Source organism: Mesorhizobium sp. BR115XR7A (assembly GCF_020165315.1).
Lineage (GTDB): Bacteria > Pseudomonadota > Alphaproteobacteria > Rhizobiales > Rhizobiaceae > Mesorhizobium > Mesorhizobium australicum.
Window position 1 is genome coordinate 298,761 of the sequence record NZ_JAIUHW010000009.1, and the last position, 20,570, is coordinate 319,330.

24 protein-coding genes are annotated in these 20,570 nt (G+C 63.5%); 6 read left to right on the forward strand and 18 right to left on the reverse strand.

The genetic code is table 11. The annotated features are described in order from the left end of the window. Window positions 1–111 precede the first annotated feature (111 nt). From LB557_RS20835 to LB557_RS20910, 16 genes are all read right to left on the reverse strand, one after another. Window positions 112–1,182 (reverse strand): flagellin, encoded by a 1,071-nt coding sequence (locus LB557_RS20835; protein WP_015315904.1) that lies wholly within the window; start codon window positions 1,180–1,182, stop codon window positions 112–114. Between the two features lie 275 nt (window positions 1,183–1,457). Then, window positions 1,458–2,453: a flagellin gene (locus LB557_RS20840; RefSeq protein WP_015315905.1), complete on the reverse strand. Its 996-nt coding sequence runs from the start codon at window positions 2,451–2,453 to the stop codon at window positions 1,458–1,460. 242 nt (window positions 2,454–2,695) lie between these two features. Next, window positions 2,696–3,427: a flagellar type III secretion system pore protein FliP gene (gene fliP / locus LB557_RS20845; protein ID WP_015315906.1), complete on the reverse strand. Its 732-nt coding sequence runs from the start codon at window positions 3,425–3,427 to the stop codon at window positions 2,696–2,698. Then, a complete protein-coding gene (locus LB557_RS20850; protein WP_015315907.1) occupies window positions 3,424–3,918 on the reverse strand; it encodes a flagellar basal body-associated FliL family protein in 495 nt (164 codons plus the stop codon). Before LB557_RS20850 ends, fliP begins: the two co-directional genes overlap by 4 nt. A gap of 20 nt (window positions 3,919–3,938) precedes the next feature. Further along, complete coding sequence (gene flgH / locus LB557_RS20855; RefSeq protein ID WP_015315908.1) at window positions 3,939–4,643, reverse strand: flagellar basal body L-ring protein FlgH; 705 nt, start codon at window positions 4,641–4,643, stop codon at window positions 3,939–3,941. Next, complete coding sequence (locus tag LB557_RS20860) at window positions 4,640–5,227, reverse strand: MotE family protein (protein WP_015315909.1); 588 nt, start codon at window positions 5,225–5,227, stop codon at window positions 4,640–4,642. Before LB557_RS20860 ends, flgH begins: the two co-directional genes overlap by 4 nt. Window positions 5,228–5,229: 2 nt before the next feature. Further along, window positions 5,230–6,471, reverse strand: a complete 1,242-nt coding sequence (locus LB557_RS20865) for a flagellar basal body P-ring protein FlgI (RefSeq protein ID WP_224641073.1) — start codon at window positions 6,469–6,471, stop codon at window positions 5,230–5,232. Next, complete coding sequence (flgA, locus tag LB557_RS20870) at window positions 6,468–6,980, reverse strand: flagellar basal body P-ring formation chaperone FlgA (protein WP_224596440.1); 513 nt, start codon at window positions 6,978–6,980, stop codon at window positions 6,468–6,470. Before flgA ends, LB557_RS20865 begins: the two co-directional genes overlap by 4 nt. 6 nt (window positions 6,981–6,986) lie before the next feature. Next, window positions 6,987–7,775, reverse strand: a complete 789-nt coding sequence (flgG, locus tag LB557_RS20875) for a flagellar basal-body rod protein FlgG (protein ID WP_015315912.1) — start codon at window positions 7,773–7,775, stop codon at window positions 6,987–6,989. A gap of 10 nt (window positions 7,776–7,785) precedes the next feature. Further along, window positions 7,786–8,109 carry a flagellar hook-basal body complex protein FliE gene (locus tag LB557_RS20880; protein WP_181166333.1) on the reverse strand — a complete coding sequence of 108 codons (324 nt, stop codon included), beginning with the start codon at window positions 8,107–8,109 and terminating at the stop codon, window positions 7,786–7,788. After that, window positions 8,106–8,522 (reverse strand): flagellar basal body rod protein FlgC, encoded by a 417-nt coding sequence (gene flgC, locus LB557_RS20885; protein WP_015315914.1) that lies wholly within the window; start codon window positions 8,520–8,522, stop codon window positions 8,106–8,108. Before flgC ends, LB557_RS20880 begins: the two co-directional genes overlap by 4 nt. Before the next feature lie 2 nt (window positions 8,523–8,524). Beyond that, a complete protein-coding gene (flgB, locus tag LB557_RS20890; RefSeq protein ID WP_140823144.1) occupies window positions 8,525–8,905 on the reverse strand; it encodes a flagellar basal body rod protein FlgB in 381 nt (126 codons plus the stop codon). Window positions 8,906–9,097: 192 nt separating this feature from the next. Further along, the gene (locus LB557_RS20895) at window positions 9,098–9,934 is read right to left on the reverse strand and encodes a hypothetical protein (RefSeq protein WP_224641071.1); all 837 of its coding nucleotides are present in this window, start codon (window positions 9,932–9,934) and stop codon (window positions 9,098–9,100) included. Continuing rightward, window positions 9,915–11,330 carry a flagellar protein export ATPase FliI gene (gene fliI / locus LB557_RS20900; RefSeq protein WP_224641069.1) on the reverse strand — a complete coding sequence of 472 codons (1,416 nt, stop codon included), beginning with the start codon at window positions 11,328–11,330 and terminating at the stop codon, window positions 9,915–9,917. The genes LB557_RS20895 and fliI overlap by 20 nt, the downstream gene beginning before the upstream one ends. A 1-nt stretch (window position 11,331) precedes the next feature. Further along, window positions 11,332–12,057, reverse strand: a complete 726-nt coding sequence (gene flgF / locus LB557_RS20905) for a flagellar basal-body rod protein FlgF (RefSeq protein WP_015315918.1) — start codon at window positions 12,055–12,057, stop codon at window positions 11,332–11,334. A gap of 2 nt (window positions 12,058–12,059) precedes the next feature. Beyond that, window positions 12,060–13,871, reverse strand: a complete 1,812-nt coding sequence (locus tag LB557_RS20910) for a DUF1217 domain-containing protein (RefSeq protein WP_224641067.1) — start codon at window positions 13,869–13,871, stop codon at window positions 12,060–12,062. 156 nt (window positions 13,872–14,027) lie between these two features. Between LB557_RS20910 and motA the strand changes: the two genes are divergently transcribed. From motA to LB557_RS20940, 6 genes are read left to right on the forward strand one after another with little or no spacing between them, the layout of a single operon-like run. After that, a complete protein-coding gene (gene motA / locus LB557_RS20915) occupies window positions 14,028–14,903 on the forward strand; it encodes a flagellar motor stator protein MotA (protein WP_015315920.1) in 876 nt (291 codons plus the stop codon). Window positions 14,904–14,935: 32 nt separating this feature from the next. Continuing rightward, a complete protein-coding gene (locus LB557_RS20920; protein WP_140619462.1) occupies window positions 14,936–15,883 on the forward strand; it encodes a FliM/FliN family flagellar motor switch protein in 948 nt (315 codons plus the stop codon). Window positions 15,884–15,900: 17 nt separating this feature from the next. Continuing rightward, window positions 15,901–16,287 carry a flagellar motor switch protein FliN gene (fliN, locus tag LB557_RS20925; RefSeq protein WP_015315922.1) on the forward strand — a complete coding sequence of 129 codons (387 nt, stop codon included), beginning with the start codon at window positions 15,901–15,903 and terminating at the stop codon, window positions 16,285–16,287. 43 nt (window positions 16,288–16,330) lie between these two features. After that, on the forward strand, window positions 16,331–17,344 hold the full coding sequence (locus tag LB557_RS20930) for a flagellar motor switch protein FliG (RefSeq protein ID WP_015315923.1): 1,014 nt from the start codon (window positions 16,331–16,333) through the stop codon (window positions 17,342–17,344). Between the two features lie 3 nt (window positions 17,345–17,347). Beyond that, window positions 17,348–18,430 carry a flagellar biosynthesis protein FlhB gene (gene flhB / locus LB557_RS20935; protein WP_140713476.1) on the forward strand — a complete coding sequence of 361 codons (1,083 nt, stop codon included), beginning with the start codon at window positions 17,348–17,350 and terminating at the stop codon, window positions 18,428–18,430. Continuing rightward, window positions 18,427–18,861 (forward strand): hypothetical protein, encoded by a 435-nt coding sequence (locus LB557_RS20940; RefSeq protein WP_015315925.1) that lies wholly within the window; start codon window positions 18,427–18,429, stop codon window positions 18,859–18,861. The genes flhB and LB557_RS20940 overlap by 4 nt, the downstream gene beginning before the upstream one ends. 24 nt (window positions 18,862–18,885) lie before the next feature. Here LB557_RS20940 and LB557_RS20945 read toward each other — a convergent pair whose 3' ends face one another. Continuing rightward, window positions 18,886–19,656, reverse strand: coding sequence for a helix-turn-helix transcriptional regulator (locus tag LB557_RS20945; protein WP_015315926.1), 771 nt, complete (start codon window positions 19,654–19,656; stop codon window positions 18,886–18,888). Continuing rightward, entirely contained in the window at window positions 19,653–20,363 is a 711-nt protein-coding gene (locus tag LB557_RS20950) for a helix-turn-helix transcriptional regulator (RefSeq protein WP_041163672.1), read from the reverse strand. The genes LB557_RS20945 and LB557_RS20950 overlap by 4 nt, the downstream gene beginning before the upstream one ends. Window positions 20,364–20,570 lie beyond the last annotated feature (207 nt).

Consider the following 20,570-nt stretch of genomic DNA (forward strand, 5'->3'; position numbering starts at 1 on the left):
AGCATGACTGTCCGCCGGAACACTAGCTCCCGAAGCTTGTGCGAAAATGAAATCGGGCCGCGCTTGCGGCGCGGCCCGTGAATTTCGAAATATCCGTCAGCTAGGCCAAGGTTAGCCGTTCTTGAACAGCGACAGGATCGACTGCGAGGAGCTGTTGGCAATCGACAGCGACTGGATGCCGAGCTGCTGCTGAACCTGGAGCGCCTGGAGGCGGGTCGATTCCTTGTTCATGTCGGCATCGACGAGCTGGCCGACGCCGCGATCGATCGAGTCCATCAGGCTCTGCGTGAAGGTCTTCTGCAGGTCGATGGAGCTCTTGGCCGCACCGAGAATGGTGGCGGAGTCGGTCAACTGGCTCATGACCTTGTCGATCTTGCCGACCATCTGGGTGATGATGTCGTCGGTCACGCCGGCCGCGGTGATATCGAGGTTGTATGCGGAAACATTGTCGATCCTGGGAACCACCGCCCCGGCCGCGGTCTGGCCGGCGGTGTTGGCGGCAATATCCGTGCCGCCGCCGGCGATTGCGGCCGCATAAGCGGTATCATACAGGTCCTGGGCGGCCGCCGTGGAATAGACCGAGGTCTGGCGGTCAAGCGTGCCCTGGTTCTTGACGGCGGTGGAGAGACCGGAATCGAACAGCTTGGTGCTCTCGACATCGATGTCGATCGTCCCGAGCGAGATGGCGCCCGACGATGAGCGATTGAAGGACGACACGATCTTGGCGTCGGCCTGGACGCCATCATTGGCGGCGGCGACCTGCGTCGACGTTACCGAAAGATAATTCGAGCCCGAAAAGGTGGCGGCATCGGCAAAGGACTTCATCTGCGCCTGGAGCGCGGTGATTTCAGTCTGCGTCTTTGCCTTGGCGGCACCCGTCTGGCCAATGGTCGAAAGCAACTTGGTCTTGATCTTGCCGATCGTATCCAGCGCATTGTTCATGCCGGTATAGGCAGTGTCGACTTTCGAAGCGCCCAGGCCGAGCGCGTCCTGGACTGTCGACAGCGCCTGGTTGTCGGAGCGCATCGTCGTGGCGATCGACCAGTAGGCGGCGTTGTCGGAGGCCTCGGAGACCCTGTAGCCCGTGGAGATTCGGGACTGCGTTTGCTCGAGCGATTTGTTGGTGGCGTTAAGGCTTTGAAGTGCGGTCAACGCCGCGGCGTTCGTCATGATGCTCGCCAAGAAACTCGCTCCTTTTTCCAGACCGGTCTTTCTCAAACCGGCGTTGCCCTCGCGAGCCGCTCGACCCGCTCGTGGATTACCGTCACCCGATCGGGCCGATTCGGCAATCCGTTGTAAGTCATTGGTTAACCATGACTAGCGCGTTATGGTTAACGGCCTGTTAAAAGCCAGCTTTCGAGGGTTAAGAAACGAGGGTTGCGCGGGGCTGGAGCAAACGCAAAACGGGCCGCGCTTTTGGCGCGGCCCGTTTGCCTGGTTTGATCCGTCGAGAGGGATCAGCCGCGGAAGAGCGACAGGATCGACTGCGACGAGCCGTTGGCGATCGACAGCGCCTGGACGCCGAGCTGCTGCTGAACCTGCAGGGCCTGGAGGCGGGTCGATTCCTTGTTCATGTCGGCATCGACGAGCTGGCCGACGCCGCGATCGATGGAGTCCATCAGGCTCGAGGTGAAGGTCTTCTGCAGGTCGATGGAGCTCTTGGCGGCGCCGAGCTTGGTGGCAGCGTTGGTCATGCCCTTCAGCGCGGCATCGACGACGTTCATCATAGCCTGGATCTGGGTGTCGCTCGCAGCGGTGGTGCCCGAGAAGATCTTCAGGCTGGCGACCGAATAAGTGTCGGTGGCCGCCGCGGCAGCGCCCAGGGTCGGGTTCGAGGCCGCGGCCGCGACGCTGCCATCGGTACCGAGGCGGTCGGCGTCGAGGATACCCTTCGTCACGCCGGCAGCAGTGCCGGCTTCATACAGCTTGATGCTTTCCACGTTGACGTCGATCGTCGAGATCGAAACCGCGCCGGTGGCGCTGCGGTTGAAGGCGGAAACGATCTTGACGTCGGCCGCGGTCGTGGCGGTGGCGCCGCTGTTGACCGAGAGCATGTTGGTGCCGGAGAAGGTGGCGCCATCGGCGTAGGCTTTCAGCTGCTTCTGAAGAGCGGCGATTTCGACCTGGGTCTTTTCCTTGGAAGCGTCCGTCTGGCCGTAGGATGCGGTCAGCTTCTGCTGGATCTGGTTGATGGTCGTGATCGCGCTGTCCATGCCGGTGTAGGCGGTGTCGACCTTCGAGGCGCCGAGGCCGAGCGCGTCCGAAACGGTGGACATCGCCGAGTTGTCCGAGCGCATCGTGGTGGCGATCGACCAGTAGGCGGCGTTGTCCGACGCCTGGGAGACGCGATAACCCGTCGAGATGCGGGCCTGGGTGGTGTCGAGGTTCTTCTGGGTGGCGTTCAAGCTCTGCAGAGCGGTCAACGCCGAGGCGTTGGTCATGATACTGGCCATGGCTACTCGTACCTTGTTTTACAGGGTGTTTTTTGCATACCGGTTTGTCCGGTATGACGGAGCGGCATCATGCCAATGACCGTTGCGTTTGGGTCACCCGCCATCTGCGAGCGACTATGGCGGCGAGTCCCTACCAAACGACTAAACTGGACGGTTAATCGAAAATAATTCGGAGGAATTCGATGACGCGGCGCGCTGCCCAATTCCGCAGGCAGGCCATACCCGATGTCGAGCGCGCACGGTCAGGTGAAAGAGCGCACCAGGCTGCCGACGAGCAGGTTCCAGCCGTCGATCAGGACAAAGAACAGGATCTTGAACGGCAACGACACGACCGTGGGCGGCAGCATCATCATGCCCATCGCCATGGTGATGGTGGCCACGATCAAGTCGATGACCAGGAATGGCAGCACGATCAGGAAGCCGATCTCGAAGCCGCGCCGGATCTCGGAGATCATGAAGGCAGGCACCAGGATGCGCAGGTCGACCGTCTCCTTCGCAACGACCTGGCCGCGTTCGCGGGCAAGGTCGGCGAAAAGGTCGAAATCCTTGTCGCGCACATTGTGCAGCATGAAGGTGCGGAACGGATCGGAAATCTTCTCGAAGGCCTCTGTCTGGCTGATCTGATTGTCCATCAACGGCTTGACGCCGGTATTCCACGCCTGATCGAAGGTCGGCGCCATGACATAAAAGGTCATGAACAGCGACAGCGAAATGAGGATGAGGTTCGCCGGCGTCGATTGCAGGCCAATGCCGGCACGCAGGATGGAGAAGGCGATGACGAAGCGGGTGAAGCTGGTCACCATGATCAGCAGCCCCGGCGCCACCGACAGCACGGTGAGCAGGCCGAACATCTGGATGATGTAGCCGACGGTGGCGCCATCGGCCTTGCCGATGCCGCCAAGGTCCAGTTGCTGGGCCGCCGCGACGGAGGTGGCGGCGCCAATCAGTGCCGCGGCAAGAAGGAATTTTCTCATTCGAGCAGCAATGTCCTGACGAGAACCTGTTTGACGTGCCCCTGACTGCGGATCGAGGCGCGTTCGTCGAGATCGGCCTTCAGATGCTGGTAGCCGCTGGCGCCTTCGATCTGGTGCATCTTGAGGGTACGCACGAAGGCCAGAAGATCCTGCTGGACGTCCTCCGCCATCGCCGGCGGCTGCGGAGCGTCGTAGACCACGGACACTTCCATCCTGATCCAAGTGTCCGCGGGCGAGGCGATGTTGGTGGTGATCGGCGCCAGCGCGACGAGCGTCGGCCCCGCGCCAGCTTGTTGAGCGGCTTCGGGCTGGGGTACCTTGCCCTCGTTTTCAGGCGCGACTGGCACCGACGATGGTGCGCCGACGCCCTTGAGATAACCGCCCGACATCCAGCCCATGCCGATGGCGGCGGCCGTCACCACGAGCAGCATGGCGCCCTGCACGGCAAGGGAAGGACCCTTGCGAGGCTGAATCTGATCGACATTGGCCATGGTGCCGCGCTCTCCAATGCCTAGAACGGAAGAACCTGGTCGAGGACCTGCTGGCCATAAGCCGGCTGCTGGACCTCGCTGACGCGGCCACGGCCGCCATAGGAGATGCGCGCCTCGGCGATGCGTTCATAGGAGATGGTGTTTTCCGCGCCGATGTCCGACGGGCGCACCATGCCGGCGATGGTGAGCACCCTGAGCTCGTAGTTGACGCGCACTTCCTGGGAACCCCTGATCATCAAATTGCCGTTGGGCAGGACCTCGGTGACGACGGCGGCGACGTTGAGCTCCAGGTTTTCGGAGCGCTTGATTTCGCCGTCGGCATTGGTTTCGGTGCTGGAACTCAAGCCGGCGTCGCCCTTGCCGCTGGTGCTGTTGCCTTCCCATCCGAGCGTGACGTCATAACCCAGCTTGCGTGCGGCGGTGCGGCTCCGGTCGTTCTGGTTCTTGAAGTTGGCCTTGTCGTTGAGCTTGATCCTGACGGTCAGGATGTCGCCTTCGCGCAGCGCCCTGGGATCGGTGAACAGCCGGCTCTGGCGGTCGTCCCACAAAGAGAACTTCTTGACCGGCGCGGCGGGCGGCTGAGGATAGCTGTAGGGTGCTGCCCCGTCGCCGCCGATGCCCGAACCGACCGGCGACAGCGATGGTTCCCTACCGATCTCCTTGAAATTGGTTGCGCAGCCGGACAAGGCTGCCGCCGCGCACAGGATGAGCATTCTGCGGATCATGACGGATCTACCCTTCGGGCTGCGCTGGCCATGATGCCGGTGAGCGTCGCCGCCGCCTTCTGGTCCATTTCGTTGAGGATGACACCCGCCTTGCGTGAATCGAGCTTCATCAGGATGGCCGCGGCGAGGTCCGCGTTGACGATTGCCAGGCGTTCGGCCGCGGCATCGGGCTTCATGCCGGCATAAATCTTGACGACACCGTCCTCGGCCCGGGCCAGAAACACCTCGCGCCGCTTCAACCAGGTTTCGTATTCGGCTTTTTTTGCGTCCAGCGCCTTCATGCGCTCGTCGATGCCTGCCTGCAGCTGTTTTAACTCCTCCGCCTGCAAGGCATAGCGGCGGTCGCGCGCGGCGTCGGCGATGTTGGAGCAGAAGCGCTCGATCTCGCTCTGGTCCGGCGCCTTTTCTCGTGTCAGTTGCTGCGGTGCGACCGCGGGCTGCGCTCCGGGCAGAATCTGACGAACGACATCCTCGCCGCGTGCGCCGCAGCTCGAAACGGACATGGCCGCGAGGACCGTGGCCGCGAACAAGATTGCGCTGGGAGGGCGTCCTTGATGAGATGAGAGGGAGGTGATCATCGGCATCGCTATTGGAGAACCAGATCGGCTTGCAAGGCGCCGGCCGACTTGATGCCTTGCAGGATGGCAATGATGCCGTCCGGCTTGACGCCGAGACGGTTGAGGCCGGAAACGAGAGTTTGCAGGTCGGGCCCGTCGAGCACGGCGACGCGGGCGTTGGGCCGGGTGGCATCGATGGCTGTGAACGGTTCGACGGCGGTTTCGCCCTTGGAGAAGGGTTCGGGCTGCACGACGCGCGGCGCTTCCGTAATGCGCACCGTCAGCGTGCCGTGGCTGATGGCGACACGTGAGATCTTGACGTCGTTGCCGATGACGATGGTACCGGTGCGCTCGTCGATGACGACGCGGGCCGGCGTGTCGGACTCGACCACCAGGTTTTCGATCTCGGCATAGAAGCGGGCCGCCGAAACGCTCTTCGGCCGCCTGATCTGCACGGTGCGGGAATCGCGCTCCGCCGCCACGCGCATGCCGAAGCGCTGGGCGGTGTAGTCGTTGATCGCGTCCGCGATGCGGATGGCGGTGGAGAAATCGGGATTGCGCAATTGCAGCGTCAGCGTCGACTGGTCATCGAACTCGGCCTTCACCTGCCGCTCGATTATGGCCCCGTTCGGCACGCGGCCGGCGGTCGGTACGCCTTGCGTCAACTGCTCGGCCTGGCCTTGAGCGGTGAAACCGGAAACGATGACCGCGCCCTGGCCGACGGCGTAGATCTCCCCGTCCGCCGCCTTCAGCGGCGTCATGATCAGCGTGCCGCCGGCAAGCGAGGTAGCGTCGCCCATCGAGGAGACGTTGATGTCGATGCGGGCGCCGGACTGCACATAGGGCGGCATGTTGGCGGTGACGATGACGGCGGCGACGTTCTTGGCGCGTGCGCTGCCGCCTTCGGTGGCGATGCCGAGATTTTCGAGCATGGCGCGGATCGACTGTTCGGTGAACGGCGAGTTGCGCAGGCTGTCGCCGGATCCGGCGAGCCCGATGACGAGGCCGTAGCCGACGAGCTGGTTGTCGCGCGAACTCTGCAGCTGCGCGATATCCTTGATGCGCGAGGCGACCTGGCCAGGCGGCAGCGAGCTTGGTCCGGGCGAAACGCGGAACATGCGCGTGGTGGTGGCGGGATCATATTCGGGATCGTCGTAGACACCGCCATTCCTGGCGGCGAGTTCGCGCTTGGCCTTGGGCGTCAGGCCATCGGCTAGTGCCGGCTGCAGACCGAGCGTGGCCGCAATCAGAAGGGCAAGCGGGCGCATCATGAAGCGCCGACCTGGATGGTGCCGTCGGCCATCACCGTGCCCGAGAGAATCTTGCCGCTGTCGCTGTTGCGGACCTTGATGAAGTCGCCCGCCGAACCCGCCTGCAAGGTCACGGCGGTGGCCGTTATCGTCAGCCCGCCGGCGACGAAGAAGACCTGCACGGCGGCACCCTGCTCGACCAGCCAGGCCTCACGGACGGCGGCTGAAGGAATGTAGCGGCCGGGCAGCAGCGTGCGCTTGGCGATCTTGCCCTGCAGTTCCTCGGAACGGGTCGCAACAGCATCGGGCTTGTGCTTGCCGGGGATGAGGGTGACCTGCTTCAGGGCGGCGAGTTCGATGGTCTCGCCGGGATAGATGACCCGGTTGGGGATCAGCACGACCTCGCCAGCAGGTTGGTTGCTGACGATCTGGTTGGCCGAGTCCTGGGCGAAAGCCGGCATGCCGCAGGCCACCAGCGCAAGGGCGAGCGCGGCGCGACGGAATGCGGAGCAGGAGATCGGCATGGCCATCATCCGTTACCTGATGTTCTTGGAGACGACGGAGGCCATGTCGTCGGCGGCCTGGATGACCTTGGAGTTCATTTCATAGGCGCGCTGCGCCGAGATCAGTTCCGTGATCTCCTTGACCGGGTCGACATTGGAGGCCTCGAGATAGCCTTGCTGGATGGTGGCGAAGCCGGGATCGCCGGGCACGCCGACATTGGCCGGGCCGGAAGCCGTTGTCTCCTGGAAGAGATTGTCGCCGAGCGGCGCGAGGCCCGCCTCGTTGGCGAAGTTGACGATCTGGAGTTGGCCGAGGTTCTGCAGGTCGGTCTGGCCGTCGATGCGGGCGAAGACCTGGCCGGTCTTGTTGACGATGACTTCGACCGCATCAGTCGGCACGGTGATGGCCGGAATGACACTGGCGCCGTCCACCGTCACCAGCTGGCCGGTGGCGTTGGTGTTGAAGGCGCCGGCGCGGGTATAGAGCGTACCGCCATCGGCGCCTTCGATCTGGAACCAGCCCCTGCCGGTGAGCGCCATGTCGAAGCTGTTGCCGGTGCTGGTCAGTTCACCCTGGGTGTGGACGTTGCGCACGGCGGTCGTCTTGACGCCGAGACCGATCGAAACGCCTTCCGGCACCAGCGAGGCATTGGAGCGGTTGGGGACGCCTTGCGTGCGATCGACCTGGTAGAGCAGGTCGGAGAATTCGGCGCGCGCGCGCTTGTAGCCGGTGGTGTTGATGTTGGCGATGTTGTTGGCGATGACTTCCAGATTGGTCTGCTGGGCATTCATGCCGGTGGCGGCGATGGCGAGTGCTTTCATGGCCTGCTCCTCAGATGCCCATGCGACTGACTTCGAGATAGGCCGAGACCACCTTGTCGCGGATGGCGACGGCGGTCTGCAGCGCCTGCTGGGCGCTCATCACGGCATCGACCACCTGGCGGGTGTCGGCGTCGCCCTTGAGCGCCTGCATCGACACCTGCTCGGCATTCTGCATGGTGCTGACGGTCTTGGAGGCAGCCTGGCTCACCGCTTCGGCGAAGGAGGTGCCAAGGTTGCCCGATGCCGCCGGCGCAACGCCACCCTGCAGCAGATCGGTGGCTGTATCGCCCAGCCCAGGCTTCAGGTTAAGCGCGCCGATGCCGTTGACGATCATTGGTTCCTCATCAGGTCGATGGTCATTGAAATGAGATCACGCGCCTGCTTCACGACTTGCAGGTTGGCCTCGTAGGAGCGGTTGGCCTCGGTCATGTCGGCCATCTCGATCAGCACGTTCACATTGGGCATCTTGACGTAGCCCTTGTCGTCGGCGGCCTCGTTGCCGGGCTGGAATTCGACCGGAAAATTGCTCGGGTCGCGGTCGATCGAATTCACCTCCACCGTCGAGCTGCCGGAGGCCCGGTCGAGTTCGGAGACGAAGCTGATGGTCTTGCGGCGATACGGGTCGGCGCCCGGCGTGGTGCCTGTCGACTGGGCGTTGGCGAGGTTTTCCGAAACCACGCGCAGGCGCTCGGACTGAGCGCCAAGGCCTGATGCTGCGACTTTGAGGGCTGCGGTCAGTGCGTCCATGGTCAGCTCTTGACCGCCATCATCATCATTGAGTGGAATGCCTTGACGATGGCCGTGTTGAGTTCGAAGGAGCGGCGCACCTCGCCGGCCTTGAGAAGCTGGTCTTCAAGCACGACCGTGTTCTTGGAGGGCATGACCACGCCGTCGTCTTCCTGCGGCTTGATGGAGAAGCCGGCATTGGTCGCCGCGGTGCCGAGATGACCGGGCTCGGTGATCTGGAGCGACACCGCGGTGCGGTCGAGCACCTTCTCGAACGGCTCGACGTCGTTTGCCGTGTAGCCCGGCGTGTTGGCATTGGCGATGTTGCCGGCGATCGCCGACTGACGCACCGACAGCCACTGCGCTTGCTTGGCGGCGAGATCGAAAAGGGAAACAGGCTCCATGGGAATCTCCGGGCATGTGCCCAAAGACTAGGACGCCAGTCTTGCGCGGACCTTGCGATCGGTCGCTAGAACGTGAAGGCGAAAACGGTGAAGCGGTTTTCGGACGACATCATGCTCCATCCCTTGAAATGGAGACGGATGATTTCAGGACGATCCGACCTGAAATCATCCTCGGCACAAAACCGTGACGGCTTATCTGGAAAGCTCGATCACCTGGTTGGCGCTGGTAAGCATGACCCATTTGCCGTTGCGCTGCTCGATCGCCGATACCTTGCTGGAATCCGGCAGCGTCGAACCGCGCTGGACCATCCACAGGCCGGTGTCGTCCTCGATCATGGCGCGGCCATTGGCGACATGGACCATGCGGAACTTCGCGATGTCGGCGGGGAAGGGTTGCTCGCCGGGCGGCTGCGTTTTGGAATCGTCCTGCACCGTGCCGGTGGCAAGCAGATCTACATCGGCGTTGGGAACGTCCCTGGCGGTCAGCGGCGCGCTGCGCTCGGCGACCACGCCACCTCCCGCACGTCCCGAATTGGTACCGGTGCCGCCGAACTTGATCGCCTGCACGCCGAACTGGTCCTGGTTGAAGAAGATGTACCAGGGAAACAGGGCGCAGGTCAGGCCGAGCGTGATGCCGAGCGCGGCGATGACGACGTCGCTGCGACGGTCCGCCTTCTTCTTGCCCAGTCTGGGGAATTGCGGCTTTGGCGGCTGCGGCCATTCGCTGGCGGCAAACAGGCCATCGATCAACGATTCGCGACTGGCTTGAGCCATATCGGCAGCCTCGACGCGGGGAAGGGAATTCACAGGGGGGTCGGCAGTCCGGGCCGGCAAAGGCTCGGATCTGGGGAGAGCCGATTTGACGGCCTTGGCCAGAACAACCGCGGTCCGGGCAGCCATGGCGGCGGCGGCGTTTGCCCTGGCGACCCTGGCCTCCTCCGCTCGAGCCTGCTCCGCGGCGTTCGCTTCGGCGATCATCTCGTTCAGGAGTCGCTCGGTGTACTGGCGTTCAGTCTCCTGGTTCGGCATTCTGCTTTCCCTTGAGATGGCGGGCAAGATCGGAGAACGGATCGGCGGACGGACGGTCCCTGGGCGATTGCGTCAGCGCCTCATATATGACGGGCACCTGGCGTACGGCCATATCGAGTTCAGCGTCGACGCCGCCCTGATAGGCGCCGAGCAGCCGGATGTCGCGCGTGTCCTCGAAGCGGGAGATCATCGACTTCAGCCGCGTCACCAGGGCTCGCTGTTCGACACTCCAGGCCTTGCCGGCCAGTCGCGAGATAGACGACAGCGGATTGACGGGCGGATAGCGCCCCTGTTCGGCGATCGCGCGGTCGAGCACGACATGGCCGTCGAGGATGCCGCGCACCGAATCGGCGACCGGATCGTTGTGATCATCGCCGTCGACCAGCACGGAAATGATGGCCGTGATCGATCCCTTGCCTTCCAATCCTGGGCCTTCGGTTCCAGGCCCGGCGCGCTCGAGCAGCTTGGGCAGTTCGGTGAAGACCGAGGCGGGATAGCCGCGGGCAACCGGCGGCTCGCCGGTTCCCGTCGCCACCTCGCGCAGGGCGTGAGCGAAGCGGGTGATCGAATCCAGCACCAGCAGCACACGGTGGCCCTGGTCGCGAAAATGCTCGGCGACGCGCATGGCGGTGTCTGGCGCGCGCCGACGCATCATGGCGCTCTCGTCGCTGGTGGCGACGACGGCCACGGTCTTGGCCATGCTGTCGCCGATCGTATCCTCGAGGAATTCGCGGACCTCGCGGCCGCGTTCGCCGATCAGCGCCACGACGACGGTGTCGAACGCGTCGGCGCCGGCGAGCATGGCAAGCAGCGTCGACTTGCCGACGCCCGATCCGGCGAAGACGCCCATGCGCTGGCCGAAGCAGAGCGGCGTGAAGATGTCGATGACCTTGACGCCGGTCATGAAGGCGGTACCGACGCGCTGCCGCGCCATGGCGCCGGGTGTCGCGGCGGCCGCCGACATGTCGTCGCCCCTGACCAAGGGCGGACCACCGTCGATTGCTCGGGTGAGCGCGTCGATGGCGCGGCCGCGCCACGAGGCATGCGGCGCCACCGCGAGCGGGCCCCTGCGGAACACGGCATCGCCGATGCCGGCGTCGGCGCTGCGTTCGAAGGGGGCGATCACAACCTCGTCGCGGCTGATCTTGACGATCTCGCCGCGGCGCGAGCCGGAATGGCCGCGCTGCTCGACAATGTCACCCAGCCTGGTGAAATCGGAAAGGCCGCGCACCTTGTAGTGCGTTGATGTGACTTCGGTGACGAGCCCGCCGCGCTTGACCAGCCCGTCGCTGTCGCCAAAGCGCCTGATAATCCGCTCCAAAGCGGCAAGCCGATCCAGCGGCGCCGGCTGGAGCTGTCTTTCGGGTGCACGGAGGGCTGGCTGCTCTGACGACATGCTACGACTTCGAGCCGAGCGTCTTTATCGCCTCCTCGGCGGAGGAATCGGTCTGCCGCATCAGCGCGGCAGTGTTCTCGAAGGCGCGCTGGACCATGATCAGCCGGGTCATTTCCAGCACGGGATTGACGTTGGATTCCTCGAGGAAACCCTGGGCGACGCCGATGTCGGAGCGGTCGGTGACCGGTTCGGGCGTGCGTGCGGGCACAATGCCGGAATTGCCATAGCGCACGAAATTCTCGCCCGGGTCGAAATTGTAGAGGCCGATGGAGCCGACGAGCTGTTCGTTCTGGCGCAGCGAGCCGTCGGCGCCGGCCTTGGGCGGACCGTTGCGGGGATCGAGCTGGATCGGCGCCCCGCCGGCGTCGAGCACCGGATGGCCCTCGACCGACATCAGCTCGCCATTCTCGTTCATCGAGAAACGGCCGTCGCGGGTCATGACGGTGCCAACTGGCGTGTCAATGGCGAACCAGGCGTCGCCCTGGATGGCGAAATCGAACGGGTTGCCGGTCTCCGTCATGGCGCCGTGTGCCCCTGACAGAAAGGTCTTGCCGGAGGAGGCGAACGAAACCGACTTCTGCCCTGCGCCAGACACCACGTCCTCGAACTTCACGCCGGTGGCGCGAAAGCCGACGGTGCTGGCGTTGGCGACGTTGTCGGCGATCGTGTCGAGCCGGCGCTCGAGGGCTATCTGCGCGGAGAGGGCAACGTAGAGACTGTCTCGCATGATCAGAACTTCAGTTTCTGCATGGCCATCATCAGGTCGGTGGAGATGCCCGATGTGACCGGTTTGGCAAAGAGCACGCTGACCGACGTCACCGCCGTCGAGGTCGGATTGTTGATCTCGTACATGCTGGTGAAGCGGGTCAGGAACTTGTTCAGTTTCACGGGGTCCGTGAAATCCGAGATGTCGAGCTTCTGCCCGAACAATTGCGCCTGCTTGTCGATGTCGGCGGTGGCGAAAGAATCGGGCAGCCCCAGCGCGGTGCGCACCACGCTGGCAAGCGCCGTGTCAGCCAGCACGTCGTACCAGCTGGTGATGGTTGATGCTTTGCGGTCGAAATAGAGCGCCAGCCGCACGCCCTCATTGGTCTTGCCGGCGTCCTCCTCGAGGGTCTGGCGCATGTAGTTGTCGACGGTCGGCTGCTGCGCCGGATTGATGGTGGTGGCTGCTTCGCCGTACTGCTCGAAGTTGAAAGCGGCGGCGAGCCCGGCATAAGCCTTGTTCGTCATCTTGTTGGCGACGCTGTCGGCGTCGCGAATGCCCCCGGTCAGTACGCTGCGGATGAGATCCTTGCTTTCCGTCGCCGGATCGAGTCCGTAAGCCGAGAGCGCATAGTTGTACAACCGGCTGTTGGCCATCAGGTCGTCGATGGATTTCACGTTCGTGACGTTGGCAAGGTAGTATGCGGTCTCCGATTTTATGGAGTCCGCGTTCGGCGGGATCAGGCCAAGCGCCGACCCCGTGGTGTAGATCTTCGGCGTGTCTTTCAGCACCTCGTCGCGCGACGTTGTCTGATCGCCATATTGGGCAAAGTTGAACGCCGTGACGAAGTTGGCGTAGCGTTTGTCTGTCAGCTTGTTTGCCGGGCTGTTGGGATCGCTGACGCCGCCCGCCAGCATCGTGCTGATCTGCAGCGGCTTTTCGGTCGACGCATCCAATCCGTAGGAAGCCATGGCGAAGGTGAGCAGGCGCTTGTCCGCCATGAGATCGTCGATCGACTTCACCTTGGAGATGTTTGCCGCGTAATAGTCCGCCTCGCCCTTGATATACTGGGCGCTCGGTTCGACCAATTTCAGTCCGGTTCCGGCCACATAGCCTTTCGGCACCGCCTGCTGGGCAGCATCGCGCGTGGTTGTCTGATCGCCATACTGGGCGAAGTCGAAGGCCGAGACAAAGTTGGCGTAGCTCTTGTCGGTCAGTTTGTTGGCGGGGCTGTTGGGGTCGCTGACGCCACCTTCGAGCATGGCCCTGACGGTTGCCGCCGGTTCGGTCTCGGCGTCGAGGCCGAACGCGGCCATCGCGTATGTCAGCAGGCGGCTGTTGCCCATCAGGTCGTCGATCGACTTCACCTTGGAGATGTTGGTGACGTAGTAAGCGGTTTCACTCTGGTAGTAGGAGAGTCCTGCCTGCGAGGCGCCGATCTGGACTTGCAGCGCATAGTTGCTGGTCACCAGTTGCTGCGCCTTGTTGTAGATCGTCGCATTGGGGCCGTTGGCGGCGAAATTGAAGGCGCTGACGAACGCGGCGTAGCGCTTGTCGGTCAGTTTGTTGGCAAAACTGTTGGGATCGGAGACGCCTTCCTTGAGCGCCTTCACCATGAAGGCCTTGGCGTAGTCCATGTTCTCAAGGCCGTAGGCCTTCATGGCGTATTTGAACAGCCGGTCATTTTTGACGAAATCGTCGATCGATTTCACCTTGGTGATGTTGGCGAGATAATATTGGGTATCGCGGTCGACTGTCGGCTGTTGCTCGATGCGGTCGATCGACTTGTTGATGTCTTTGGTGATCAACTGGTAGCTGGTATAGGTACTGAGCAAGGACGCGCCTCCGGCCGAAGCTATGCCAGCACCATAAGCTCACTTCCTTGCGCGAAACTGAATCGCCAACTTTCGTGCCATGGCGGCTCGGATTCAAGCCTCACACAAGGCACGGGGACTATCCCTTGTCCGACGTGAAATGCGGAAGGACCGGTCGTGGGCATTCTGATTGGACTTGTGGTGACGCTTGGCTGCGTCCTTGGCGGCTTCATGGCCATGGGCGGGCATCTGCACGTGCTGGTGCAGCCATGGGAAGCCGTGGTCATCTGCGGCGCCGCACTCGGCACCTTCCTGGTCGCCAATCCGATGAAGACTGTCAAGGATACCGGCAAGGGCATTCTGGAAGCCTTCAAGCAGGCGGTGCCGAAGGAGCAGGACTATCTGGAAACGCTCGGCGTGCTGCACAGCCTGATGCGCGAGTTGCGCTCCAAGTCGCGCAGCGAGGTCGAGGCGCATATCGACAATCCGGAGGAGTCGGCGATCTTCCAGGCCTTTCCGACGGTGCTCAAGAATCACGATTTGATGAATTTCATCTGCGACTACTGCCGCATCATCATCATCGGCAATGCCCGCTCACACGAGATCGAGGCGCTGATGGACGAGGAAATCCAGACCATCAAATCCGACAAGATGAAGGCCTATCACGCGCTGGTCGCGGTCGGCGACGGCCTGCCGGCGCTCGGCATCGTCGCCGCCGTGCTCGGCGTGGTCAAGGCGATGGGCGCGCTTGACCAGTCGCCGGAAATCCTCGGCGGCCTGATCGGCGCGGCGCTGGTCGGCACCTTTCTCGGCATCTTCCTGTCCTATGCGGTGGTCGGACCTGTCGCCACCAAGATCAAGACGGTGCGCGAGAAGAAGAACCGCCTCTACATCATCGTCAAGCAGACGCTGCTCGCCTACATGAACGGTGCGCTGCCGCAGGTGGCGATCGAGTTCGGCCGCAAGACCATCTCCTCCTATGAACGGCCGACCATCGACGCGGTCGAGCAGAGCACCATGAACACCGGCAGCGCCGAGAAGAAGGCCGCCTGAGCGATGCGCGACAGATCGGTGCCAAAACTGTCATGACGAGTCCGGGCAGCCCCTCGCAGGCGCGTTCGTTGATCATCGAGCGTCTGGTCGGCGACAGCGGTGAGACCGATCAGGTCGTCGACGCCGGCCGTGCCATGGCCGAACGCGCCGTGCCGCTGCTGCAGAAGGGACTCTCGGGCGAGCTCGGCATTCCCGTAATTGTCGACCTCAAGGCCGTCGAGGTCAGCCGCGTCCCGGAGGCGCGCTCGCGCGCCGGCGACAATTTCGCGATGACCGTCGTCGGCTCGCCGGCGTCCTCGGACGCGATGACACTCGTCATGGATGCTCCCGCAATCGCGATCATGGTCTCCACCCTGTTCGGCGGCGACCCGGATATGCCGGTGTCGCCGATCGAGCGCGAGCTGTCGTCGATCGAGGCCGATGTCTCGACCATGGTGCTCCAGGAAGTGGCGCAGGCGCTGAACGGATCGGGGCGGCGCTCGCTCGAACTGCGGCTGCCCGCACCGCGCGCCATGTCGGGAATCGAGGCCAGGCGGCACGTGTTGCGCGACGGTGCCGCGATCCGCATCGTCCTTGGCATCTCGACGCCGGTCGACAGCGGCTCGATTACCGTGACGATGCCGCAGCGCATCGTGCTGGCGGGCCGCGATGCCACGGCCAGCATCAGCGAGGACGATCATGGAACCAGTTGGCGGGCACGCTTTTCGGAAGAGGTGATGCGCTCGACCGTAGCGCTCGAGGCCACCATGCCGCTGGCGCGGCTGACGCTGGGCGACCTCGCCAACCTCGAAGTGGGCCAGGTCATCGACTTCGAAGAAACGGCGCAATCGCGGGCTCGCCTCGGCGCGCGCGGCCAGACGCTGTTCGTATGCGAGTTCGGCAAACTGGGTCAGAATTACACCGTCCGAATCAGGCATCCTTTCGATGCCGGGCAGGATTTCATCGATGGGCTCATGCCGGCTGGTGCCGGGCGCGCCTGAGCTTTTGGAGACGACGCATGGCCAAGACCAAGGTAGAAGCAGAGCTCGACCAGCCGGACGAGCAGCTCGATCGCGCCATCGAGGAATTGCGGGGGGTCTTGCACGAAGAAGAGCAGCGCCCCGATGCGGCGTTCCGGGCTGCGGCGGGGGCCAATTCAAGCGTTATCATGAACATCCCCGTCGATGTCCAGATCATCCTCGGCAGCACCGAGATGGCGGTTGCCGATCTGATGGCGCTGCAGAAGGGGTCGACGGTCGCGCTCAATCGCCGCATCGGCGAGCCGGTCGATGTCGTGGTGAACGGCCGCAAGATCGCGCGCGGCGAGATCACCGTGCTCGAAAGCGACCCTTCGCGCTTTGGCATCAGGCTGACCGAAATCATCGCCGGCACGAAGGGCGCCTAGACATGGATCGCGGAGCTCGCCGGTGGCGGCGGAGGCGAAAGGCATGACGACGCCGCTGACGACCCTGACGCGCGCGCAGAAGGCGGCCGCCATATTGGTGGCGATGGGCAAACCGTCCGCCAGCCGCCTGTTGAAATTCTTCAAGCAGGAAGAGCTGAAGGCGCTGATCGAGGGCGCGCGGCTGCTCAGGACCATTCCGCAGAGCGATCTCGAGCGCATCGTCGCCGAATTCGAGGCCGAGTTCACCGAGGGCGCCGGCCTGCTCGATTCCGCCGACAGGATGGACACCATTCTCAACGAGTCTCTCTCGCCCGAAGAGATGAGCGCCATCATGGGCGACAAGAAATTCGAGGTCGCGCCTGAAGGGCCGCCGCCGATCTGGCCCGATCTCGAAAAGCTCGAACCCTCGCGGCTGGGCGCCTTCCTGGCGGGCGAACACCCGCAGACGGCGGCCATGGTGCTGTCGAAACTGGCGCCGCAGGCGGCGGCGAGTGTGCTTTTGACACTGACGAAGCCGATGCGCGGCGAGATCATCAAGCGCATGGTGACGATGGCCAACGTTCCGGCCGCCGCCACCAGGATCGTCGAGAACCGGCTACGCTCCAGCGTGCTGTCGGATACCTCCACCAAGGACACTTCGGCCGGGCAGGCGCGCGTCGCCAGCGTGCTCAACGAGCTGGAAAAGCCCCTGCTTGAGGAGGTCATGCAGGATCTCGAAGCCGCCGGCACGCCCGACCTCGACGGTGTCCGTGCCCGGCTGTTCGCTTTCGACGACCTGCCGCTGCTCACCCAGAAGGCGCGCGTGCTTTTGTTCGACGGGCTGTCGACCGAGCTTGTCACGCTGGCGCTGCGCGGCACGTCGGCGGCACTGGCCGAGGCGGTGCTGTCGGCGATCGGCGCGCGCTCGCGACGCATGATCGAGGCCGAACTCGGGCAAGGCTCGGAGGGTGTCCCGGCCGCCGACATCATGGCTGCGCGCAAGACGATCGTGACGACCACCATCCGCCTGTCGCGCGAAGGGGCCTTCGAACTTCCCTCGACGCAGAACGCCGCCTAAGGCATGTCCGACGCCACCGACAAGGACTCAAAAACCGAAGAGGCGACGGAAAAGAAGATCCGCGATACCATCGAACAGGGCAAGCTGCCCCATTCGAGGGAAACGGCGCTCCTCGCCTCGTTCGTCGCCATACTGGTGTTCACAGTCTTCTATGCCAAGGACGCCGTCGTCGATCTCAGCACGTTCCTGTCGATGTTCCTGGAGAAGCCCGAGGCTTGGCCGATGGACACCGAGACCGATGTCATCGCGCTTTACAAGCAGGTCTTGTTCGAAGTGGGTCGCGCCGTCGTGAGCCTGCTGGTGCTGCTGACGGTTGCCGGCATCGGCGCCTCCGTGCTGCAGAACATGCCGCAATTCGTCGGCGAGCGGATCAGGCCGCAGATGTCGCGCATATCGATCGCCAAGGGCTGGAACCGGATGTTCGGCGCCCAGGGCTGGGTCGAGTTTTTGAAATCGCTCGCAAAGGTCGGTTTCGCCATCACCGTGCTCACCTTCACGCTGTCGGAGGACCACCGCAAGCTGCTTGCCGGGATGATCACCAATCCCGTCGCTTTCGGCCTCGTCATCCGTGGCATCGCCGTCGACATACTGGTGGCGATCGTGTTCGTCATGGGACTGATCGCGGCGATCGACATCGTCTGGTCGCGCTTTCACTGGAAGCAGGACCTGCGCATGAGCAAGCAGGAGGTCAAGGACGAGTTCAAGCAGTCCGAAGGCGACCCGATCGTCAAGTCGCGGCTGCGCTCGTTGGCGCGCGACCGGGCGCGTAAGCGGATGATGACCGCAGTGCCGCGCGCGACGCTCGTTATCGCCAATCCGACCCATTTCTCGATTGCGCTGAAATATGTGCGCGACGAAGATTCGGCGCCGCTGGTCGTAGCGAAAGGGCAGGATCTGGTGGCGCTGAAAATCCGCGAAATCGCCAAGGAGCATAACATCCCGATCTTCGAGGACGTGGCGCTCGCCCGCTCCATGTACAAGCAAGTTTCGGTCGATAATGTGATCCCATCACAATTCTACCAGGCCGTCGCCGAACTGGTGCGGATCGTCTACTCGAAAAAGGCTGAGCGCAGACAGATTTCATGAACCGGCAACCGCACGCAAAATCCCGCGAGATCATCGTCGCCAGCGCCATCGAACAGGTGGTGGTGGAGCTCAGGCTGATCGACGTCGCCGACTATATCGCCTTCATCCGGCTGGAGCATTTCGCCTGCCTGTCGGATCTGGTCGATTCAGCGGCGGAGCTGTTCTTCATGCCGGGTACGCTTAGGCTCGGTCATGGCGGCGAGGCACATGTCGACTGGAGCGGCAGCCCGCGCATCGTGCTCGATCTGGAACTCAGGCCGCCCGGCGTGACCGTCTATTTCCAGCTGACGCTGAGCGAGACCGGCAGCACGGTCCTGGTCAATTACGTGTCGTTTGAAAAGCCGGGCGAAGACCCCGGGCACAACACGGCGCTGCTGGAGGCGGTGATCGAACAGGCCCGCATTCGCAAGGTCGAACCGCTGGCGTTCTAAAGCGCTTCCTTCAGCCGAGAGCGGCTACTCGATAAGCCCCAGCCGCAACGCCTTGGCGACCGCTTGGTTGCGGTTGACCGCATTGAGCTTTTGGGTCGACTGGGTGAGGTACTGGTTGGCGGTGTGCACCGACAGTTTCAGGAGCCGCGCGATCTCCTCGCTGGTGTTGCCGTTGGCGGTCAGCTTCAGGCATTCGAGCTCGCGCTTGGAGATCGAGCGCATTCTGCCGACGTCTCCCGGACGCATCCGCGCGACGGCGGCGAACAGCGAGAAGCAGCGAGCGTGAATTTCGTAGAGCGCATCCTGCGCCAGCGCGATCTCCGATCCCAGGAAGACGACAAGACCGCATTGACCGCGATCGGCATGGACGGGGAAGGCAATGCCGCTCGACCCGGGTGTCAGCGGCGCCATCTGTCCGGTCCAGGCGAGATTGCCGAACATGTCGGCCATGGCCGCCACGCCATCATCCGTCCACCAGCGCGGCTCGGTCGAAATCCGGCTATGGCGAACGATGTCCTCGCCATTGGCGCCTGAAATGAACTTGGTGGCCACCGCGACGCCTGGATAATCTGAATCAAAGCACGGGACCAGCCGCGCGCGCTCCGGCGACGGGCTGACGAAGTACAGGCCGAAGGCCGAGGCATTGATGTCGACTGAGATCCAGCGGCAGCGGCGCACCGCATCGGGAATGGTGACGGCGTGATGTGTTTCGGATCCCAGCGAGAAGGCACCGAACGGGCTGCGCTGCTCGTTGAAAAGGGCCTCCGCGGCCTCCTTGATGTCGGCGTGTTTCAAATGATGCCACTCCTGATCGCCGTGGCGATGGCCATCGCACGGTTCGAGGCCGCGAATTTCTGGATGGCGTGGGTGATGTAGCTGTTGACGGTGTTGGAGGAGACGCCAAGGATCACCGCCACCTCGTCGGTGGTCTTGCCTTCCGAGACCCAGAACAAGCATTCGCGCTCGCGGTCCGACAGCGGATCCTGCATCGCCGCAGCGGCGATCAACTGCGGGATGTGCGAAAGCGCGTAGCAGCATTTCAGCTGCGCCTTCATCAGCGCCGGCTGGTCGATCCGGCCGGCGGCGGCCGCCGAGAACAAGGCGAACAGGCGCTGACGGCCGACATTCAGCCGCAGTGAATAGACCTCGGCATGGCCGAGCACGTCGAGGAGCCGAGCCTCTTCGCCCGAGACCAGCCCGCCGGCATCCGGCGCCTGGGCCGCCACCAGCGGCGTCGGACGGATACCGGGTGCGGCGGTGAGCGGGCCCTGTGCAAGGCCGGCGATCAGCCGCTTGCCGATCAACTCGATGGCGTCGAAGATCCAGTTCGAAGACACGATACGCGCATCGTTGCGGTCCTGGTCATGGACAATGGCGACCAGCATATAGCTGTCGGCGCCGATCTCGGCGGTCAGCTCCATGAAGAAGGAGGTGAGATCACCGCGCGACGTCAGGCGCGAGCCCAATGTGTCGGATTGAAGAGGCGCGGCGGGACTGCTCATCTGCTGCTTTTTGGTCGGAATCAATTCTGATGCCCGGCTGCTGGAGTGCCAGCTGCCGAACCCGAAAACGCGTTACTTTTACGAGACACACACGAGGCGCGGGGCCGCGCCCAACCAGACGGAATCCATTCAGGGAACGCGAGACATCCGCGTCTAGCGCCGGAAAAATTCCGGAACGTGAGACTTTGGGTGGTCGCCGCGCCCCCC

Coding starts and splice junctions, on each gene's coding strand:
- LB557_RS20840 (WP_015315905.1), bottom strand. CDS start 2,453: ATGGCCAGTATCATGACCAACGCCTCGGCGTTGACCGCTCTGCAGAGC.
- flhB (WP_140713476.1), top strand. CDS start 17,348: ATGTCCGACGCCACCGACAAGGACTCAAAAACCGAAGAGGCGACGGAA.
- LB557_RS20850 (WP_015315907.1), bottom strand. CDS start 3,918: ATGGCCAATGTCGATCAGATTCAGCCTCGCAAGGGTCCTTCCCTTGCC.
- fliN (WP_015315922.1), top strand. CDS start 15,901: ATGGCCAAGACCAAGGTAGAAGCAGAGCTCGACCAGCCGGACGAGCAG.
- fliI (WP_224641069.1), bottom strand. CDS start 11,330: ATGTCGTCAGAGCAGCCAGCCCTCCGTGCACCCGAAAGACAGCTCCAG.
- LB557_RS20860 (WP_015315909.1), bottom strand. CDS start 5,227: ATGCCGATGATCACCTCCCTCTCATCTCATCAAGGACGCCCTCCCAGC.
- LB557_RS20865 (WP_224641073.1), bottom strand. CDS start 6,471: ATGATGCGCCCGCTTGCCCTTCTGATTGCGGCCACGCTCGGTCTGCAG.
- flgH (WP_015315908.1), bottom strand. CDS start 4,643: ATGATCCGCAGAATGCTCATCCTGTGCGCGGCGGCAGCCTTGTCCGGC.
- LB557_RS20920 (WP_140619462.1), top strand. CDS start 14,936: ATGACGAGTCCGGGCAGCCCCTCGCAGGCGCGTTCGTTGATCATCGAG.
- LB557_RS20880 (WP_181166333.1), bottom strand. CDS start 8,109: ATGATCGTCAACGGCATCGGCGCGCTTAACCTGAAGCCTGGGCTGGGC.
- flgA (WP_224596440.1), bottom strand. CDS start 6,980: ATGGCCATGCCGATCTCCTGCTCCGCATTCCGTCGCGCCGCGCTCGCC.
- flgC (WP_015315914.1), bottom strand. CDS start 8,522: ATGGACGCACTGACCGCAGCCCTCAAAGTCGCAGCATCAGGCCTTGGC.
- LB557_RS20940 (WP_015315925.1), top strand. CDS start 18,427: ATGAACCGGCAACCGCACGCAAAATCCCGCGAGATCATCGTCGCCAGC.
- LB557_RS20930 (WP_015315923.1), top strand. CDS start 16,331: ATGACGACGCCGCTGACGACCCTGACGCGCGCGCAGAAGGCGGCCGCC.
- flgB (WP_140823144.1), bottom strand. CDS start 8,905: ATGGAGCCTGTTTCCCTTTTCGATCTCGCCGCCAAGCAAGCGCAGTGG.
- fliP (WP_015315906.1), bottom strand. CDS start 3,427: ATGAGAAAATTCCTTCTTGCCGCGGCACTGATTGGCGCCGCCACCTCC.
- flgG (WP_015315912.1), bottom strand. CDS start 7,775: ATGAAAGCACTCGCCATCGCCGCCACCGGCATGAATGCCCAGCAGACC.
- LB557_RS20950 (WP_041163672.1), bottom strand. CDS start 20,363: ATGAGCAGTCCCGCCGCGCCTCTTCAATCCGACACATTGGGCTCGCGC.
- flgF (WP_015315918.1), bottom strand. CDS start 12,057: ATGCGAGACAGTCTCTACGTTGCCCTCTCCGCGCAGATAGCCCTCGAG.
- LB557_RS20895 (WP_224641071.1), bottom strand. CDS start 9,934: ATGCCGAACCAGGAGACTGAACGCCAGTACACCGAGCGACTCCTGAAC.